At 68.5% G+C, this 19,705-nt stretch carries 15 protein-coding genes; 2 read left to right on the plus strand and 13 right to left on the minus strand.

Annotated features, from left to right (window positions below):
• Positions 1–207: 207 nt before the first annotated feature.
• Positions 208–1,083 (minus strand): zinc metalloprotease HtpX, encoded by an 876-nt coding sequence (gene htpX / locus BLR41_RS03255; RefSeq protein WP_092626345.1) that lies wholly within the window; start codon positions 1,081–1,083, stop codon positions 208–210.
• Between the two features lie 484 nt (positions 1,084–1,567).
• Here htpX and BLR41_RS03260 point away from each other — a divergent pair, with 484 nt between their 5' ends.
• Positions 1,568–2,452, plus strand: a complete 885-nt coding sequence (locus tag BLR41_RS03260; protein WP_092626347.1) for a YceI family protein — start codon at positions 1,568–1,570, stop codon at positions 2,450–2,452.
• A gap of 175 nt (positions 2,453–2,627) precedes the next feature.
• Here the strand turns inward: BLR41_RS03260 and ddaH are convergent, their stop codons facing one another.
• Complete coding sequence (ddaH, locus tag BLR41_RS03265; RefSeq protein ID WP_092626349.1) at positions 2,628–3,497, minus strand: dimethylargininase; 870 nt, start codon at positions 3,495–3,497, stop codon at positions 2,628–2,630.
• Between the two features lie 74 nt (positions 3,498–3,571).
• Between ddaH and BLR41_RS03270 the strand changes: the two genes are divergently transcribed.
• Positions 3,572–4,012 carry an Lrp/AsnC family transcriptional regulator gene (locus BLR41_RS03270; RefSeq protein ID WP_176797795.1) on the plus strand — a complete coding sequence of 147 codons (441 nt, stop codon included), beginning with the start codon at positions 3,572–3,574 and terminating at the stop codon, positions 4,010–4,012.
• Between the two features lie 390 nt (positions 4,013–4,402).
• On the opposite strand, the gene BLR41_RS03275 is transcribed toward BLR41_RS03270, so the two are convergent.
• The 11 genes from BLR41_RS03275 to nuoF form a co-directional block, all read right to left on the minus strand.
• Positions 4,403–5,890 carry a sunset domain-containing protein gene (locus BLR41_RS03275; RefSeq protein ID WP_092626353.1) on the minus strand — a complete coding sequence of 496 codons (1,488 nt, stop codon included), beginning with the start codon at positions 5,888–5,890 and terminating at the stop codon, positions 4,403–4,405.
• Between the two features lie 90 nt (positions 5,891–5,980).
• A complete protein-coding gene (locus BLR41_RS03280) occupies positions 5,981–6,907 on the minus strand; it encodes a polyprenyl synthetase family protein (protein WP_092626796.1) in 927 nt (308 codons plus the stop codon).
• 158 nt (positions 6,908–7,065) lie between these two features.
• The gene (nuoN, locus tag BLR41_RS03285; RefSeq protein WP_092626797.1) at positions 7,066–8,628 is read right to left on the minus strand and encodes an NADH-quinone oxidoreductase subunit NuoN; all 1,563 of its coding nucleotides are present in this window, start codon (positions 8,626–8,628) and stop codon (positions 7,066–7,068) included.
• A gap of 71 nt (positions 8,629–8,699) precedes the next feature.
• A complete protein-coding gene (locus tag BLR41_RS03290) occupies positions 8,700–10,298 on the minus strand; it encodes an NADH-quinone oxidoreductase subunit M (protein ID WP_092626355.1) in 1,599 nt (532 codons plus the stop codon).
• 52 nt (positions 10,299–10,350) lie between these two features.
• Entirely contained in the window at positions 10,351–12,321 is a 1,971-nt protein-coding gene (gene nuoL, locus BLR41_RS03295) for an NADH-quinone oxidoreductase subunit L (RefSeq protein ID WP_218119913.1), read from the minus strand.
• 67 nt (positions 12,322–12,388) lie between these two features.
• Positions 12,389–12,688 carry an NADH-quinone oxidoreductase subunit NuoK gene (gene nuoK, locus BLR41_RS03300; RefSeq protein ID WP_092626357.1) on the minus strand — a complete coding sequence of 100 codons (300 nt, stop codon included), beginning with the start codon at positions 12,686–12,688 and terminating at the stop codon, positions 12,389–12,391.
• On the minus strand, positions 12,685–13,767 hold the full coding sequence (locus BLR41_RS03305) for an NADH-quinone oxidoreductase subunit J (RefSeq protein WP_342745321.1): 1,083 nt from the start codon (positions 13,765–13,767) through the stop codon (positions 12,685–12,687). The genes nuoK and BLR41_RS03305 overlap by 4 nt, the downstream gene beginning before the upstream one ends.
• 5 nt (positions 13,768–13,772) lie before the next feature.
• Entirely contained in the window at positions 13,773–14,339 is a 567-nt protein-coding gene (gene nuoI / locus BLR41_RS03310) for an NADH-quinone oxidoreductase subunit NuoI (RefSeq protein ID WP_092626359.1), read from the minus strand.
• Positions 14,326–15,660 carry an NADH-quinone oxidoreductase subunit NuoH gene (gene nuoH / locus BLR41_RS03315; RefSeq protein ID WP_092626361.1) on the minus strand — a complete coding sequence of 445 codons (1,335 nt, stop codon included), beginning with the start codon at positions 15,658–15,660 and terminating at the stop codon, positions 14,326–14,328. Before nuoH ends, nuoI begins: the two co-directional genes overlap by 14 nt.
• Positions 15,657–18,356 (minus strand): NADH-quinone oxidoreductase subunit G, encoded by a 2,700-nt coding sequence (locus BLR41_RS03320; RefSeq protein ID WP_092626363.1) that lies wholly within the window; start codon positions 18,354–18,356, stop codon positions 15,657–15,659. Before BLR41_RS03320 ends, nuoH begins: the two co-directional genes overlap by 4 nt.
• Positions 18,353–19,699, minus strand: a complete 1,347-nt coding sequence (gene nuoF, locus BLR41_RS03325) for an NADH-quinone oxidoreductase subunit NuoF (protein ID WP_092626365.1) — start codon at positions 19,697–19,699, stop codon at positions 18,353–18,355. Before nuoF ends, BLR41_RS03320 begins: the two co-directional genes overlap by 4 nt.
• Positions 19,700–19,705: the final 6 nt, after the last annotated feature.

Raw genomic sequence — 19,705 nt, forward strand, 5'->3', positions numbered from 1 at the left:
AGGTTCCGCCGAGACAAACTACACACCGGGCCGCGGAATCCGTCCTCGGTGCCACGCAGCGCACGTATCCCCGGTGCGTGAGTCGGATGCATTGCAAGGCCGGGCCGCTCGCCGCGTAGGTCGCTACTCAAGAGCCGGCCCAACACAGCAAGGCGCCGACTCACGTGACGGCTACCCGACCACGCAAGTGAGTGTTGATGCTCCCTCTTAATAGTGGGTGGGTAGCTTGCGTCCTGCCAGACCCTCCAGCCGCCGAACCCGGTCGTCGATGGGCGGGTGTGTCGAGAACAGCCGCGTCATCCGCTCCCCGGAGCGGAACGGGTTGGCGATCATCAGGTGGGACTCGCTGACCAGCTTGGGTTCGGCCGCCAGCGGGGCCTGCTTGGTCCCCCGCTCGAGTTTGCGCAGCGCCGATGCCAGAGCAAGCGGATCCCCCGTCAGATCGGCCCCGGATGAGTCCGCCTGGTATTCGCGGGAGCGGCTCACGGCCATCTGGACCACGGCGGCCGCCACCGGCCCGAGCAGTGACACCAGCAACAACGCGATCAGGTTGGGGCGTTCCTCGTCGTCCCCGCCGAAGCTGGCGAAGATCATCCCGAAGTTCGCGATGAAGGTGACCGCACTGGCCAGCGCACCCGCGACGCTGGATATCAGTATGTCGCGGTTGTAGACGTGGGAGAGCTCGTGACCCAGCACCGCGCGCAGTTCCCGCTCGTCGAGCAGTTCCAGGATCCCGGCGGTGGCGCAAACGGCGGCGTTACGGGGGTTGCGCCCCGTCGCGAACGCGTTGGGCGCCACGGTGGGACTGATGTAGAGCGCGGGCATCGGCTGCTTCGCGGAAGTGGCGAGTTCACGCACGATGCGATACATCGCGGGCTGCTCCGCTTCGGAAACCGGTCGTGCCCGCATCGACCGCAGCGCGAGGTTGGCCGAGTTGAAGTACGCGTAGCCGTTCATTCCGAGCGCGATCAACAGCGCCACGACCATGCCGGACCGCCCGAACAGCGACCCGATCAACACGAGGAGTGCGCTCATGGCACCGAGCAAGAGCGCCGTTTTTACTCCGTTCCAATGCCTGTGCAAGGTACTCCCGCCTCCGCCCGGTTTCCGGACCAGTTTCCGGGGCCGGTCACCTTCGGCGGTGACCGGGAAGCACGCACGGTGAGCGGCGATTCACGCCGACCGGGCGCCCCGTGAAGAACTCACTCGGACAACGTCGCGCGAGGAGCGCCAGTTCCTTAACACCCCACGCCGAACACGTCACAGCTTCGTCGGAGATCGAGCTCATGGCCCCACCGATCAACTTTCTCTCGCGAAGAAACTAAACTGAGGAACACTTGTAACCGACTCACGCGCTCGGCCCGTGCCGAGACGCGAGGCCGCCCGGCGGCGGAACGTTGTCGCACCGGCTGCTGTGGTGGCTACGCGGCGGAGCTCTCCGCCGCACTCCCCCGCCGCATGAGACATCGGTCGGGATAAGGCCGCTCCTCCGGTCCCGCGACCGGAGGACGGGTTCAGGGGCGTACTGCCGCCACCGGCATCCGGGAGGCGGCGGAGAGGATTCGGATTGGTCTTGTCGAAACTGCTCGGCCGTGGTGCCGCGCGCAAACCCGCCCGGGAAGGCGCCAGCAACGCGCTGCCTCCCACCCCGCTGGACGGCGGGACGCTGAGCTGTCAGGTACACGACGAAGCCGACCGCCCGCTCCCGGAGGCCACCGTGACGGTGGTGAACCGACTGAATCAGCAGGTGGCCAGCGGAACCACCGACGGGTACGGGTTCTTCCTCGCCACGGTGCAGCCGGGCACCCACAAGGTCTCGATCACCGGTGGTGGCTACCAGCGCACGGGCACCAGGGCCGAGGTTCGCACCAACCGGCACACCGCCATCGGCTCGGTGCGGCTGGAGCGGGATCCGGAGAGTTCGCTCCCCGAACCGGGTGTCTGGACGTTCGATCCGGACCACACCGAGATCCGGTTCATCGCACAGCACATCGGCATGTCGAAGATTCACGGAGCCTTCCGCGAGCTGGAGGGACGCGTCACCGTCCGGGAACCGTTCGAGAAGTCCGTGGTCGAGGTCGCCATCGACGCCGCCAGCATCGACACCGGAGTACGCATGCGGGACGACCACCTGCGTTCCGCGGACTTTCTGGACGTGGCGAACCATCCGAAGCTGTACTTCCGCAGCGACAGGTTGACCCAGCTGCGCGGTGACCGCTGGGCGGTCGGTGGCCAGCTGACGCTGCGCGGCAGGAGCAGCCCCGTGCAGCTGGACACCACCTACCTGGGAACGCGCTCCTGGAACGGCACCCGAACGGCGTGCCACTCCACCACGGAACTGCGCCGGGAGGACTACGCGGTCAACTGGCAACAGCTGTTGAGCAAGGGAATCGGCGTGGTCGGCCCGACGGTCCGGATCGAGCTGGACGTGCAAGCGGTGCTGGAGGAGTGACCCGAGAGGTCGTGACGGAGCCCGCGTGCCCGCCCGGTCGCCGTTCCGCACAGGGTCGGGCTCGCGTCTCCGGCGCCGGGAAGCCGACGCCCGCTCCGGCACCCCGGAGGATCGGCGGCGGGCCGGTGCGGGCATCACGCGGCGCCGAAGGACGGACCGGCCGCCACCGCGGTCGCTACTCGTGCAGTTCCATGGTGCAGCACTTGGGGCCCCCACCGGACTTGCGCAGCTCCGAGATGTCGGTGAGCAACGGCTCGTAGCCGTGTGCGCGCAGTCGTTCGGCGAGGCCGGTGGCCTCGCTGGGCAGCACGACGTTCCTGCCGTCGGAGACCCCGTTCAGCCCGAGGCACTCCGCGTCGGCGGAGTCCGCGATCACCGCGTCGGGGAAGAGCCTGCGCAGTACCTGCCGCGATCCCTCGGAGAAGGCCTCGGGATAGTAGGCGACCTGGGGTCGATCGCCCTTGCGGAGGACGAACAGGGCGGTGTCCAGGTGGTAGTAGCGGGGGTCGGTGAGCCGCAGCGACACGACCGGGACACCGAGCACCTCCTGGGCCTCGGCGTGGGCCTGCGGATCGGTCCGGAAACCACTGCCCGCCAGCAGCAGCTGCCCGGTCCAGGCGAAGTCCCCCTCGGCCTCGTTGATCCGGGAGGGCATCACCAGGTCACGGTAGCCGCTCGTGGAGAACCACCGCCGGAAGTGCTCTGCCTCGGGAGCGCGTTCGGGTGACCTGAACCGGGCACCGAGCACTCGGCCACCGATCACCGTGGCGGAGTTCGCCGCGAAGACCATGTCGGGTAGTCCCGGCTGCGGCGGCACCGTGTCGACGGTGTGACCGAGCCGACGGTAGATGTCCGCGAGCTCCCGCCACTGCGACATCGCCAGTTCGGTGTCCACGGGATCGTCCGGGTCCATCCACGGGTTGATGGAGTACTCCACCGTGAAGTGCTTCGGAGGGCACATCACGTAGTGACGCCTCGTCGGCACGTTCTCGGCCGTGGCAGGACGTTGCACGGGATCGGGCGCTGCGACAGTGGTCACCGACATATTACGTAATCTAATCCCCGCTTTTGCAGCATTCAATGCACCTTCATTGCGGCGAATACGGCAGAATGTTGCACATGGACCCCCTGGATCAACGAATCGTTTCGCAACTGGTCACCGATGCCAGGGCCAGTTACGCGGAGATCGGCGAGGTGGTGGGACTCTCCGCGCCCGCTGTGAAACGACGTGTGGACAAACTGCTGGACAACGGCGTGCTGCAGGGCTTCACCGCCGTGGTGGACCCGGAAGCGCTCGGCTGGGGAACCGAGGCCTTCGTGGAAGTGCACTGCCACGGCAACGTGCCCACCGACCGGCTGCTCGCGGGCCTGGAACCGCTGCCGGAGGTGGTTCGCGCCTACACCGTCTCCGGAGAGGCGGACGCGATCGTGCACCTCCGCGCGGCCGACATCCATCACCTCGAGACCGCGCTGGAACGGCTGCGTGCGGTCGAGTTCATCAACCGGACCGTTTCCACCGTCGTGCTGTCCCGGTTACTGGACAGACCACCCCAGGCATGATGAGGGCAGTGTCGAGACTTGCGTGCCTGGTCGGGTAGCCGTCACGTGAGTCGGCGCCTTGGGAGTGTTGGGCCGGCTCTTGAGTAGCGACCTACGCGGCGAGCGGCCCGGCCTTGCAATGCATCCGACTCACGCACCGGGGTTCCCCACGCTGCTTATCCGCATGGGTCACGTCCCGAGGGTGCCGACTGCGAGGGCGGTCGGAGCGTGGCCTGCGGGGGTGGCTGGAGTGCAACTTCGCGACGGCACAGGGGCTCGGCGATTTCGCGAGAAATCGACGAGCACGGAGCCACGCCGGACCGCCGTACACACCGCGTCCCCCGTCCAGCGGCGCGGCGATTTCGCGAGAAATCTACACCGCACGGGCCACTCAGACACCGCACGGACCATTCAGGAGCGGGAGCGGCCGTCCCAGGCGACGAAACCGGCCTGCTCGGCATCCGCCGGGCCGCGGAACCACACCTCGGCGACCACCCGATCGAAATAGGGCGACTCGGCGGTGTGGTACTGCCGCGACCCGAACTGCCCCTTGACCGTGTAGCTCTCGTCCGGTCTCGGTTGTTCCGGATACCTCTCGTCGGGGTACCACTCCTGCGGTTCGTGCCCGGCGGCGGCGTCGGAGTCACCGGCCGTGTCGTCCGAAGGCCTTCCCGAGGCCGGGTTACCGAGAACGTTTCCGCTGAGCACGGAGTGGGCGTTGGCGGCGGGGCCACCGCGCCGAGCGTTGGCGCCGGGGACCCTTCTGGGAAGTCCCTCCGGGGTCTCCTCGACGCCAGAGGTACTCCCCGACGCGGAGTCGGTGGGTCCGGCGGGATCAGCGCCCACGGCAGGTGCGGTACCACCCGTGGTCTCCCCGGGATTCGGAGCCGCCCCCGCGCTGTCGGTCACCGGCGAGGCCGAGCTGTCCGGCAGTTCCGCACCGCTGCGGTCGGGATCGATCCCGGGCGTCACCATCGGCTCGAACAGTGAACGCAGCCTGCCGGTGAGCTCCCCTTCGGAAGGCTCACCGGAGTGCCCACCGGCTGCCGCTCCCCGGTGGGGCTCGCCCGGTTCCGAGCCCGAACCGGGACGCTCGGAACCGCCACCACCGAACCGCCCCGGGGCGCTCTCCGAGGCGACGTTGTCGGTGTCGTACATGTCGAACTCAGCGGCCGAGAACCACGTGTGGTCCCCAGCGGGAGCGGAGAATTCCGCACCGGTCCCAACCTCGGCGGGTGCGGTGGGTGTGGCGGGCCACCCGGTGCCGCCCGGTGCGGGGGCCGATTCGGGAGGTTGCCTGCGCGGATGTTCTTCGCGCAGCTCGCGTTCCCGCTCCAGCCGCAGTTCGGACTCGTCGAAGGAGGTGGTGTCGGAACCGTGCGGTGTCTCCTGGACGGGCTGCCACTCGTCCGGCTCGGAGGTCCTCGCGCCTTCCACCCCGGGCTCGGCCGCGAAGACCGACCCGCCGAAGTCCTCGGAGGCGGCTTCCATCCAGCGCGCTCGTTGGTTTCCCAGCGGCCGGGGCACGTGCTCGGTAGGCCGCTCGACGGCGCCCGCGTCGGAGGGGGTGCTCGCGTCCGGGGGCTCGGGGTGGCGCGCGGTGGTTTCGCCATCGGACTCCGGGACACGATCGCGCACTGTCCCGTTCTCCGGAACCGGCTGAACCGCGGTGTCGCGGGTCGTCGCGGCGGCCCTCTCGAACTCGGAATAACGGTGGAACTCGCTGTCCGGGACCGATTCGGAGTCCCACAGCGGGATGTCGCCTTCGGCGGACGAGTGGTCCCGCAACTCACGCAGCCGCTGGTGGGCGGGCCGCACGAACAGCAGCCAGGTGGCCGCCACGCCTGCCGCGAACGCGGCCAGGCTCCACAGCCACACCTGGGTAAACAGCCACGTCACCGCTGCGGTCCTTTCTCTCGCGAAGTCAACCGTCGACGAGTACGACCACGCCCGGAACCGGCACGGTGGCGAACGAAACGCCGGGGCACCTCATCGGGTGCGGGCCACGACGTAGTCGACCAGCGCGAACAACCCCTGCCGTGCCGCACAGTCCGGCAGTCGGGCGAGCTCGGCCCTCGCCTGTTCAGCGTAAGTATCGAGGGTTTGACGAGCACGCACCAACCCGGACGAGTCGCGCAGCCGTCGCAACGCCTCCTGCACCTCGGCATCGGCCGTCAGTGATCCCGAGAGCAGCTCACGTAACCGTGCGTCGGAGTCGGAAAGGGTCAACTCGTAGAGCATCGGCAGTGTACGAACTCCCTCGCGGAGATCGGTACCGGGCGTCTTGCCGGACTCGTCCGGCGGGGAGGCGATGTCGATGATGTCGTCCGAGATCTGGAAAGCGGTGCCGACGATCTTTCCCACCCGTTCCAGCACATTGATCTGCTCCTGCGGCGCGCCCGAGAACAGGGCACCGAACCTGCCGCAGGTGGCGATCAGCGAGCCGGTCTTCTCGTCGATCACCTCGAGGTAGTGCGCCACGAGATCCTCGCCGCCCTCGACACCGACGGTCTCGCGCATCTGGCCGGTCACCAGGGACTCAAAGGTACGAGCCAGCATGCGGACCGCATCGCTGCCCAGATCGGCCGCCAACTGGGACGCCTGCGCGAACAGGAAGTCGCCGGTGAGAATGGCCACCGAGTTGTCCCACCTGGCGTTGGCGCTGCTCGCCCCGCGCCGCATGGTGGCCTCGTCCATCACGTCGTCGTGGTAGAGCGTGGCCAGGTGGACCATTTCGAGGATCACGGCCGCCTTGGTCACCGCTTCCCGCTCCGGCTCCCCGAATTCGGCGGCCAGCAGCGTGAACAGCGGCCGGAACCTCTTGCCACCCGCCTCGACGAGATGCAGGGACGCGCGGGTGGCGAAGTCGAGATCGCTGTGCACCGCTTCGTGCAGCAGTCGTTCCACCCGCGTCATCCCGGCCCGCACCGATTCGGCGAGCTGCGGATCGGCAATGTCGAAACCACCGACCGCGGCGCCCGTCTCCCACGGCACACCGCCGGTCGGTTCACCAACTGGGCTGGTCACGTCACCGTCGCCTTCGTCTCCCCCGGAAATGCCCTGCGAGGGACACCTTACGACACGAAGCCACCGACACTCGCCCAGTCCAGCGCCAGCTGCGGTGCCAGCCCGAACAGCAACGTGACAACCACCCCGAGCGTGATGGCCGCGGTGGTGAAAGCCCCGGGCACGCTGACGGTGGGCCCGTCGGGTGCCGGATCGTTGAAGAACATCAGCACGATCACGCGCAGGTACAGGAAGGCGGCCAGCGCGCTGGCCAACAGCCCTATGACCACCAGCGGGCCCATACCTGCCGAGAACGCGGCGGAGAAGACCACGAACTTGCCCATGAAACCGCTGGTCGCGGGAATACCGGCCAACGCGAGCAGCAGGAACGTGAACACCGTGGCCAGCAGCGGCGAGCGCTTGGCCAGTCCCGCCCAGTCCGACAGGTGAGTTGCCTCACCCTCCGAGGTGCGGACCAGGCCGATGAGGCCGAACACGGCCAGCGTGGTGAACCCGTAGGCGAACAGGTAGAACAACGTGGCGGACAGGCCGCGTTCGGTCAGCGTGATCGCCCCGACCATGAGAAATCCCGCATGTGCGATCGAGGAGTAAGCGATCATGCGCTTGAGGTCCCGCTGCGTCAGCCCGGACACCACCCCGATGAGCATCGACAGCACCGCGACGGTCCACAGCACCCAGTGCCACTCCCAGCTGGAAGCGCTGAAGGCGACGTGCAGCAGGCGCAGCATCCCGCCGAAGGCGGCCACCTTGGTGCATGCCGCCATGAAGCCGGTCACCGCGGTGGGGGCACCGTGGTAGACGTCGGGGGTCCAGAGGTGGAACGGCCCCACCGAACCCTTGAACAGCAGCCCCATGATCACCAGCCCGAGGCCCGCGAACAGCAGTGTGTCAGAACGCAGGCTTCCCGCTGTGGCGTCGGCGATGTCGGAGAACTTCACCGAGCCCGCGTAGCCGTAGAGCAGGGCCAGCCCGTACAGGAAGAACGCGGAGGCGAAGGCGCCCAGCAGGAAGTACTTGACCGCGGCTTCCTGCGAGAGCAGCCTGCGCCGCTTGGCCAGCCCGCACAGCAGGTAGAGCGGCAGGCTCAGCACCTCGAGCGCGACGAACATCGTCAGCAGATCGTTGGCCGCGCAGAACACCATCATCCCGCCGAGGGAGAACAGCGTGAGCGGGAAAACCTCGGTGCGCATCCCGGCCACCGAGGCGGTGGCGCGGTCCATCACCGACGCGGAGGCGGCGCCGGGCGCGTCGGCGGGCTGTCGTGGCGTCTCGGCGGTGTTGGTCTCGGCGACGAACGCACCGCCGGGTTCGATCGAACGATCGGCGATCAGCAGGATCGCCCCCAATGCCAACGCCAGCAGCGTTCCCCACAGGAAGAGGGTCGCCGGTCCCACGGCGACCGTGTCCGACAGGGTGGTCCCGCCGGTGTTGATCTCCCTCGCGTGCCGGATCACCTGCGCACCAGCGAGGATCACCGCCAGCAGGCTCAGTACCACCTGCGCGGCCCAACGCTGCCGCCGGTGCACGAAGGCCTCGATCAGCACACCGAGACACGCCGCCACCAGCACGATCAGCACCGGCGCGATGGCGGCGTAGTCGATCGGCGGCATGTCGGTGGTCTGCTGGGCCAGCAGTTCGGAATGCCGGTCCGGGGCACCGGTTCGCGCTACCACTCCCACTGTCAGTTACCTCCCTGAGAGGTCACGGGATCGGTGACGCCGACCTCGCTCATAGTTGCTTCCACCGAGGGGGTGATCACGTCCAGGACCGGGGCCGGGTACAGCCCCAGCAGGACGATCAGCACCACGAGCGGAGCCAGGACGCCGATCTCTCTGCTGTCCAGATCGCGGAGGGCGAGCCGACTGGCCCCGGGGCCGGAGCCGCCGTCCACCGCGACCTCCGGGTCGGTCGCGGCTCCCGGGCCGCCGACCGAGTCGAGCAGGGCGGTCCCCGAGAGCGGCCCCTGCATCACCCGCTGGTAGAGGCGGAGGACGTAGACAGCCGCCAGCACCATCCCGACGGTGGCGAGTATCGCGAACACCGGCCGGGTGGTGAAGGAACCGATCAGCACGAGGAACTCGCTGATGAACGAGTTCGTTCCCGGCAGCGACAACGTGCTCAGTCCGGCTATCAGCAGCATCCCGGCCAGCACCGGGGTGACTCGGGCCATGCCGCCGTAGTCGGCGATCCTGCTGGAACCGCCACGGGCGATGATCATTCCGATCACCAGCACGAGCATCCCGGTGGCGATGCTGTGATTGACCATGTAGGAAGCCGCGCCCACCTGCGCCTGCGAGGTGAACGCGAAGATCCCCAGCGCGATGAATCCGAAGTGGGCGATCGAGACGTAGGCGATGAACCGTTTGAGGTCGGTCTGTCCGAACGCCTGCAGCGAGCCGTACAGCACGCCGATCACGCCCAGCGTGAGCACCAACGGTGCCAGCAGTTGGGACGCCTCGGGAGCCAGCGGCAGGCTGTAGCGCAGGAATCCGAAAGTGCCCACCTTGTCCAGCACGCCCACCACGATCACCGCCACCCCGATGGGGGCCTGTTCGGTGGCGTCGGGCAGCCAGGTGTGCAGCGGAACCAGCGGTGCCTTGATCGCGAACGCGGTGAAGAAACCGAGGAAGATCCACACCTGCACCGAGGTCGGTGCGTCGGCGAGCACTCCGCGCAACGTGGCCCAGTCGAAGGTTCCCCGCCCGGTGGCGCTCGCCGCGTAGGAGTAGGCCCCGATGGCAGAGGCCAGCATGATCAGTCCACCGAGGAAGGAGTACAGGAAGAACTTCACGGCCGCGTACTGCCGCCTGCTGCCGCCGTAGCCGCCGATCAGGAAGTACATCGGGATCAGCATGATCTCGAACAGCACGTAGAACACGAACAGGTCGGTGGTGGCGAACACCGCCACCGTCAGTGCCTGCTCGACTAGCAGCAACGCGAAGAAGCCGCCCCGGCTGCGCTCGGCGGGAAGCCGTTCCTGCCAGCTGAATCCCAGTACCACCGGCATCAGCAGCGCGATCACCGCCACCATGACGAGCGCGATGCCGTCCAGCCCGAACGAGAGGCTTATGCCGTACTGCGGGATCCACTCGACGGAGCCGCTCAGTTGCAGCCTGGCCCCACCGGGCTGGTAACTCAGCCAGGCCACCGCCGCGAGCACAAGTTCGACCAGCGAGAAGCCCAGGGCTACCGGTTTGGCCGCGCGTTCGTTGCCGCGCAGCAGCGCCACGACGATCGCGCCGAGCAGCGGCAACAGAATCAGCGCGAGGAGCAGGTTCATCGCGTCTCCTCTTCTCCGGCTATTTCGCGGGAATTCGCACAGCGGGCCGTCGTCATGGGGTTCCCACCGAGAGCAGGGCGGCCACCAGCAGGACGCCGCCGACCAACATGGACATCGCGTAGGACCGGACGAAGCCGGTCTGCCAACGCCGCAGCACCTGCGAGGCCGCGCCGAGGGTCGTGGCGACCCCGTTGACCGTGCCGTCGACACCGGCCCGGTCGAACCGCGCCAGCCCGTCGGCCAACCCCACGGTCGGACGCACCGCCACCGCGCGGTTCAGCGCGTTGCCGTAGAGATCGGCGCGGGCCGCGCGCACCAGCGGCGAGACCCGGGACGGTGCGGTCTCGGGAACGGGACGGCGCCCCACCACCAGCCAGGCCACCAGCACACCGAGCGCGGAGAATCCGAGCGTGAACACCGGGATCACCGAGTGCGGCAGCACCGTGTGTCCCTCCTGGAGTTCGCCGAGGGCGGGGCTCAGGAAGTGCACCAACCGCTCGCCGCTGGTGAACAGGAAACCCGCTGCCACCGAGCCGACGGCGAGCACGATCATGGGCCCGGTCATCACCGGCGGCGACTCGTGGGGGTGGAACTCCCCGCCGTCGGAGGCCGTCCGGTGTTGCCAGCGCCGCTCCCCGAAGAAGGTCAGCAGCATCAGGCGGGTCATGTAGAAGGCGGTGAGCCCGGCACCCAGTACCGCCGCACCGCCGAGTGCCCAGCCCTGCCAACCGGGTTCGGCGAAGGCCGCCGCGATGATGGCTTCCTTGGAGTAGTAGCCCGAGAGGAAGGGGAAACCGATCAGCGCCAGGTAGCCGACCGCGAAGGTGGCGAAGGTGATCGGCATGTAGCGGTAGAGCCCGCCGAACTTGCGCATGTCGACCTCGTCGCGCATGCCGTGCATCACCGAACCCGCACCAAGGAACAGTGCCGCCTTGAAGAAACCGTGCGTGAGCAGGTGCATGATTCCCAGCGCGTACCCGGCCGGCCCCAGCCCGACGGCGAGCATCATGTAGCCGATCTGGCTGACCGTGGAGTAGGCCAGCACCTTCTTGATGTCGTCGTAAGCGCAGCCGATCACGCAACCGACCAGCAGGGTGACCACCCCGACGATCGCGACCACCAGCTGACCGGTCTCGGTCATGCTGTAGAGCGGGTTGGCCCGCGCGATCAGGTAGACCCCCGCCGTGACCATGGTGGCCGCGTGGATCAGCGCCGAGACCGGGGTGGGACCCTCCATGGCGTCGGGCAGCCACGCCTGCAGCGGCACCTGGCCGGACTTGCCGCAGGCTCCCAGCAGCAGCAGCAACGAGATGGCCAGCACCGTTCCCGTCGAGAGCTCCCCGGCGCGGGCGAAGACCTCGGAGTACTGCGTGGTTCCGAGCCTGGCGTACAGCAGGAAGATCGCCAGCGCCAGTCCGACGTCGCCGACCCGGTTCATCACGAAGGCCTTGGTGGCCGCTCCCGCGGCGCTGGGGCGCTGCTGCCAGAAGCCGATGAGCAGGTAGGAGGCCAGCCCGACACCCTCCCAGCCGAGGTAGAGGGTCACGAAGCTGTTACCGAGCACCAGGATCAGCATCGCCGCCACGAACAGGTTCAGGTACCCGAAGAAGCGGCGCCGCTCGGTGTTGCCCCGCCCGGCGCGCCCCTGCTGGTCGTGGGCCATGTAGCCGATCGAGTAGATGTGGATCAGCGCACCGACGCCGGTGATCAGCAGCACGAAGACCAGCGACAGCGGGTCGATGCGCAGTCCGAAGTCGACCTGCAGGGAGTTGACGGGGATCCAGGAGAACAGGTGCAGCGAACGCGCGGCCTGTTCGGCTCCTCCCACGGAGGTGAACAGCGCCAGGGCGTAGCCGAAGGAGGCGATCACCGTGGCGCAGCCCAGCAGGTGTCCCCACCCGTTGGCGCGTCTACCCGCCAACAGCAGCACCGCGGCACCGAGCAACGGAATCGCGATGATCAGCCACGCATTGTTCTGAATCGCTCCCTGAGCGGCCTGTACCGGCTCCGGAGCGGCCAGCATGGAGGTTGTCACGCCGTCTTCCAATCCGTTCCGTTGGTCCATTCGCTGTGCGTTTCGTTCCGTCGGGCTAGTACTTCAGGAGGTTGGCGTCGTCGACGGAGGCCGAGCGGCGGGTGCGGTAGATGGACATGATGATGGCCAGTCCGACCACGACCTCGGCCGCGGCGACGACCATCACGAAGAAGGCCATGGCCTGCCCGTCGATCGATCCCTCGATACGCGCGAACGTCACCAGCGAAAGGTTGACCGCGTTGAGCATCAGCTCCACGCACATGAACAGCACGATCGCGTTGCGGCGTATGAGCACCCCGACCGTGCCGATGGTGAACAGCAGCGCCGAGAGCAGCAGATAGTAGGTGGGGGTCACTGCCTGACCTCCTCGGGGGAACTCGAGCCGGCGTCCGGGTGCGCGGTGTCGTCCGGGGACTGCGGGTCGTCCGTGGCTCCCGCCGCCCCGTGGCTCCCGGCGTGACCGGTGGAGCCGTTCTTACCGCCACCGTCACCCGGCGTGCCGTCACCGGAATCGCCGTCGGGGGTTTCCTCCCCGCCGGAGTCCGGGGTGGACCCCGACGTGCTCCGTTCGCTGCCGTGCTCCGGGTGACCGGTTCCGGTCAGCGCGTGCGCGTCGGGCGGGGGAACACTGCCGGAGACGGCGTCCCGGTCGGGGCGCAGCCGTTCCACGGGGGTGCTGTCCAGGATCTCGGACAGCGAGTCCTCCGCCACGGAACCGTCCGGAAGCAGTGCCGGGGTGGCGACCGAGTTGGCCGTGGCGTACACCCCGGGTCCCGGCAGGGGGGACGGCCTGGAGTACTTCCCCTGGAACCTGGCCTCCACGGTTTCCCGCTGCGTCATGCGCGGCTTGCGTCCCTTGCCCCCGTAGGCCAGCACCATCGCCCCGAGCGAGGCGGTTATCAGCAGCGCCGAGGTGAGCTCGAACGGGAACAGGTAGTCGGTGAAGATCACCTGCCCCAGGCCGCCCGCGGCTCCGCCGCCGGGAGACCACGGATTCAGCGGCGCGGCGGGCACCACCGCGTCGAGCGAGCGCGCCAGGCCTGCCACCAGCAACGCCGCCAGCGCCACCCCGAGCACCCCCGCGGCCAGCCGCTGCCCGCGCAGCACCTCGACCACGGAGTCGGACGCGTCCCTGCCGACGATCATGAGCACGAACAGGAACAGCATCATGATCGCGCCGGTGTAGACGATGATCTGGGTGAATCCGAGGAACTGCGCGCTCTGGGCCATGTACAGCACCCCGAGGCTGAGCATGGTGAGCACCAGCCACAGTGCCGAGTGCACCGCGCTGCGCGCGAAAACCATCCCGAGCGCGCCCAGCAGTGCCAGCGGCCCGAGAATCCAGAACACCACCGTCTCTCCGGTGCCCACGACACCCTGCTGCGCGGTCTGCGCGAGCGGCGTCCGCACGAGCACCTCGGTGGTAGCCGTCATGGTCATCACCGAACGGCCTCCTCGCCACCGGTCTCGACCGTGGTGCCGTCGGGTACTCCCTGCCCGCGGGCGAGTTCCGGTCCGTTGACGTAGTAGTCCTGCTCGTCCTCACCCAGCCGCATGTCGTGCGGCGGCTGTTCCATACCGGGCAGCAGCGGCGCGAGCAGGTCCTCCTTGGTGTAGATCAGGTTCTGCCTGTTGTCATCGGCCGTCTCGTACTCGTTGGTCATCGTCAGCGCACGTGTCGGGCACGCCTCGATGCACAACCCGCAGCCGATGCAGCGCAGGTAGTTGATCTGGTAGTCGAAGCCGTAGCGCTCACCGGGCGAGTACCGTTCGTCGTCGGTGTTGGTCCCGCCTTCCACGAAGATCGCGTCGGCTGGACACGCCCACGCGCACAGCTCGCACCCGACGCATTTCTCCAGCCCGTCCGGATGCCGGTTCAACTGGTGCTTGCCGTGGAACCGGGGAGCCGGGATCTTCTTGACCTCGGGATACTCCTCGGTCAGCACCGTTTTGAACATCTTGGACAGGGTGACGCCGAAGCCCTTCAGGGGATCAGTCATTCCCATCGGGTGCCTCCTTCGTTGAGCTGGTGGGCTCTTGCCCGGCTTCCGGCAGCCGGGATCGCGTACCCGTGGTGGCCGAAACCCGGGTCTCCCTGGGGGTTTCGGGAACCTTGAGGTCGAGCGGCGGCACGGGGTAGCCACCGCCGGACAGTGGTGCCCGCGGTTCCTCCTGCTCCTCCTCCGGCGGTTTCCGGTCCGGCACGAGGAAGGCCACGATCAGCAGCAGCACGACGATGCCGCCCCCGATGAACAGGAACTGCTGCGAGCCGAGCAGGTCGGCGTTGCGTACGCCCCGGATGGCGGTGACCGCGCAGATCCAGACCAGGCTGAGCGGCACCAGTATCTTCCAGCCGAGGTTCATGAACTGGTCGTAGCGCAGCCGCGGCAGCGTGCCGCGCAGCCAGACGAACACGAACAGGAAGAACAAGGTCTTGCCCAGGAACCACAGCACCGGCCACCAGCCGGTGTTGAGGACCCCGTCGCCGATCAGGTACAGCGGCCAGGGGGCGTGCCAACCACCGAGGAACAGGGTGGTCGCCAGGGCCGAGACGGTGACCATGTTGATGTACTCGGCCAGGAAGAACAGCGCGAACTTCAGCGAGGAGTACTCGGTGTGGAACCCGCCGACCAGCTCGGACTCGGCCTCCGGCAGGTCGAAGGGCGCCCGGTTCGTCTCGCCGACCATCGCGATGGCGTAGACCAGGAAGCTGAACGGCAGCAGCGCGAAGAACCAGCCGTTCTGCTGCGCGGCCACGATTCCCGAGGTGGAAAGCGTGCCCGAGTAGAGGATGACCGCGATGAACGAGAGCCCCATCGCGATCTCGTAGGAGATCACCTGCGCGGCCGAGCGCAGCGCGCCGAGCAGCGGGTAGGGGGATCCGGACGACCAGCCGGCCAGCACGATGCCGTAAACCCCGACGGCGGCGCAGGCCAGCACCACGAGCAGGCTGACCGGCAGTTCCACCAGCTGTAGCGCGGTGGGCTCGCCGAAGATGGTGACTTCGCCGCCGATCGGGATGACCGAGAAGGCGACCAGTGCCGGGGTGGCCGAGATGACCGGCGCGAGGATGTAGATCCACTTGTCGGCCATCACCGGGCGGATGTCCTCTTTGAACGCGAGCTTGAGACCGTCGGCCAGGGACTGCAGCATCCCGAAGGGGCCCGCGCGGTTCGGCCCGGGGCGCTGCTGCATCCTGCCGATGACCCTGCGCTCGGCCCAGATGGTCAGCAGCGTCATGACCACCAGGAAGGCGAACGTGGCCACGACCTTGATCAGGATGAGCCAGATGGGGTCGTCGGAGATCAGCCGTGCCGTCTCGTTCATGCCACACCCCCGTCGGTGCCGGTGTGACCCTTGCCGTTCGGACCGTGCCCGGCGGCGCCGAGGCCGCCCGCGCCGTGACCGTTGGCACCGTCGCCGTGACCGTTGGCCCCGTCGCCGTGCCCGTTGGCACCGTGGCCGTTGGTCGCCGCCGAGACCGTCTCCCCGGCCGCGGTCGCAGCGGGCTCCGGGCTTTTCGGTCCACCACCGGGCGGGGGAAGCGGACCGGCCGCGAGGCCTACCACCGTGCCGTGCCCGGCACCGAGCACGCCGTGGACCTTGGCCGGCCCCGAGTTGCCCGGCAACCAGACCACACCGTCCGGCATCTCGACGATCTCGGACTCCAGCGCGACGGTTCCCCGCTCGGTGCTGACGCGGATCGGCTGGTGCGGCTCGATGCCGAGCCGCCGCGCGGTGTCCGGGGAGATCCGCGCCACGGGCGGTCGGGCGGTGCCCGCGAGGTTCGGTTCGTCGTGCTGCATCGAACCGTTGTCCAGCAGGTGCCGCCAGCTCGCCAGCAGCGCTTTGTCCCCGACCGGTTCGGCAACCGGCTCGGCCGGTATGTCCGGGGGTTTCGGCCGCGCCCCGGGATTCGCACCCAACCGACGGATCTCGGCGGCCACCGCGGCAGGGGTCTGGGTGAACAGGTCCACGTCCATCTCCACCGCGAGGGTGTCCAGCACCCGGCAGTCGGGCAGCGCGCCGGTGCCCTCGATGGTGATCTCGAACTCGCGGGGACGTCCCTCCCAGTTCAGGAAGGTGCCGGACTTCTCGACCGTGGGCGCGATGGGAAGCACCACGTCGGCGTGCTCGGTCACGCCCGAGGGGCGCAGCTCGAGGCTGACGACGAACCCGGCGGAGCGCAGCGCGCGGCGGGCCTGCTCGGGGTCCGGCAGGTCGTCGGGATCGACCCCGCCTACCAGCAGGCCGGACAGCTCACCGGACTCCGCCGCGGTGAGGATGCCGTCGAGCTCCCGCCCGGGGATGCTGGGCAGGCTGCCCTCCGGGACACCCCAGGCCTGCTCGATCCCGGAGCGCACCACCGAGTCGGAGACGGGGCGGCCGTTGGGGAGCAGCGTCGGAAGCGTCCCCGCCTCGACCGCACCGCGTTCCCCGGCGCGACGCGGGATCCAGGCGATGCCCGCCCCAGTACGTTCGGCCACCTGCATCGCGGCGGTGTAGACCCCGGAGACCTGGGCGCAGCGCTCCCCCAGCAGCAGGACGGCACCCGGCTCGGACAGCGCCTGTTCCACTTCGGACGGAAGTTCGTACAGCGCGGCGGCCTCCCCGCCCGGCAGGCAGGGCAGCAGCCCCCCGCTGTGGATGGGGCTGCCGGAGTCGGCGATGTCGGTGGTCTTCTCCACGCCCGGCGAGTCCCACTGGCCGAGGTGGAAAACCCTGGTTCCCGAGTCGCGGGCGGCCTTGCGCAGCCGGAGGAAGACGATGGGCGACTCCTCCTCGGGCTCGAAGGCCACGCACAGCACCGTAGGGGCCGCTTCCAACGAGGAGTAGCTGACACCGTCCTCCGGGCCGGTTCCGACCACCGAGGCACCCAGGAAGTCGAGCTCCTCGGTGGAGTGCGGCCTGGCGCGGTGATCGATGTCGTTGGTGCCCAGCGCCATCCGGGCGAACTTGCCGTAGGCGTAGGCGTCCTCGCGGGTGAGCCTGCCGCCGGGCAGCACCCCCACACCGCGCGAGTCGCGCGCGGTGAGCAGCCCGTTCGCGGCCCGGCGCAGCGCCTCGGTCCAGGAGGTCTCCCGCAGCTCACCCGAGTCCGTGTCCCGCACCATGGGGCGGGTGATCCGGTCGCTGGCGGTCGCGTACCGGAAAGCGAAGCGTCCCTTGTCGCAGTTCCACTCCTCGTTGACCTCGGGGTCCTCGCCCGCGAGCCTGCGCATCACCTTGCCGCGGCGCCAGTCGGTGCGCTGCGAGCAGCCCGAGGAGCAGTGCTCGCAGACCCCTGGGGTGGACACGAGGTCGAACGGGCGGGAGCGGAATCGGTACGCCGCGCTGGTGAGCGCTCCCACTGGGCAGATCTGGATGGTGTTCCCGGAGAAATAGGACTGGAACGGCTGCTGCTCGCCGATGCCGATCTGCTGCGTGGCGCCGCGTTCGAGCAGCTCGATGAACGGATCCCCCGCGATCTGCTTGGAGAACCTGGTGCAGCGCTGGCAGAGCACACAGCGCTCCCGGTCCAGCAGGATCTGCGAGGAGATCGAGACCGGCTTGGCGAAGGTGCGCTTCTTGTCCACGAACCGCGACTCGCTGCGCCCGTGCTTGAGCGCCTGGTTCTGCAGCGGGCACTCCCCGCCCTTGTCGCACACGGGGCAGTCCAGCGGGTGGTTGATCAGCAGCAGCTCCATCACGCCCTGCTGGGCCTTGTCGGCCACCTGCGAGGTCTGCTGGGTGTTGACCACCATTCCGTCGGCCACCGCCGTGGTGCAGGAGGCCGCGGGTTTGGGCATCGGTTTGCCGTTGACCTCGACCTCGACCAGGCACTGCCTGCAGGCACCCGCCGGATCGAGCAGCGGATGGTCGCAGAACCGGGGAATCACGATGCCCAGCCGCTCGGCGGTACGGATCACCAGCTCGCCCTTCGGGGCGTCGACCTCGATACCGTCGATGGTCAGCCGAACGTGCCCTTCCGGTACCGGACGGGACTGCGCGGCGTCGTTTCCGGACGCGGATGCCACCGTCATCGGGCCACTCCTGCCAGTGCGGGTTCCTCTGTCGTGTCCTGCCCGCGGTTGCTCTCGCACAGCGCGAGGAACTCTTCGCGGAAGTACTTGATGCCGCTGGTGATCGGGCTGACAGCGCCGTCACCCAGCGCGCAGAACGAACGGCCGAGCACGTTGTCGCAGACGTCGAGCAGCGTGTCGATGTCCTGCTCGCTGCCGCGCCCGTCCACCATTCGCTCCAGCACCTGCGCCAGCCAGAAACACCCCTCGCGACAGGGGGTGCACTTGCCGCACGACTCGTGCTCGTAGAACTGGGTCCACTTCATCACCGCCCACGGCACGGAAACCGTCTCGTTGAAGATCATCAACGCGGTCGTGCCCAGCATGGACCCCGCCTCGGTGGCCCCCTCGAAGTCGAGCGGCACGTCGAGGTGGTCGGCGGTGAACAGCGGCGTGGAGGACCCGCCCGGAGTCCAGAACTTCAGCGGGATCCCGTCCTTCATGCCGCCCGCCAGTTCCAGCAGTTCCCGCAGCGTCGTGCCCAGCGGAGCCTCGTACTGCCCGGGACGTTCCACGTGCCCGGACAGCGAGAAGATCTTCGGCCCGGGGGACTTCTCCCGCCCCATGGCGCGGAACCAGTCCGAACCACCGTTGACGATGTAGGGCACCGAGGCGATCGTCTCGACGTTGTTGACGGTGGTGGGCGAGGAGTACAGCCCCGCCTGCGCGGGGAACGGTGGTTTCAGCCTGGGCTGACCGCGCTTGCCCTCCAACGAGTCGAGCAGCGCGGTCTCCTCGCCGCAGATGTAGGCACCGGCTCCGGCGTGCACCACCATGTCCAGGTCGAACCCGGAGTCCAGGATGTTCTTGCCGAGGTAACCCGCCTCGTACGCCTCGCGCACCGCGTGGTGCAATCTGCGGATGCAGTGCAGCGCCTCGCCGCGCACGTAGATCATGCAGGTGCTCGCCCGCATCGCGTAGGCGGCGATGACGCAGCCCTCGATCAGCGAGTGCGGGTCGGCCATCATCAGCGGGACGTCCTTGCACGTCCCCGGCTCACCCTCGTCGGCGTTGATCACCAGGTAGTGCGGTCGGGAACGGTCCTTGGGCATGAAGCCCCACTTCACCCCGGAGGGGAAGCCCGCACCGCCCCTGCCGCGCAGCCCGGCAGTCTTGACCAGTTCGATGAGCTGGTCGGGATCGGCCGCGAGCGCGGTGCGCAGCGCGGTGTAGCCCTCGAGCTGCTCGTAGGTGCGCAACGACCAGGACTCCGGGGACAGCCAACGCCGGGTGAGCACGGGAGTCAGCGGACTCACCGCGGCCCGTTCCGGGGCGCTGCCGTCTGATGCGTTCGCTTCGGTCATCGCCTG

Origin of the sequence: Actinopolyspora mzabensis, from assembly GCF_900101095.1 — a bacterium.
GTDB lineage: Bacteria > Actinomycetota > Actinomycetes > Mycobacteriales > Pseudonocardiaceae > Actinopolyspora > Actinopolyspora mzabensis.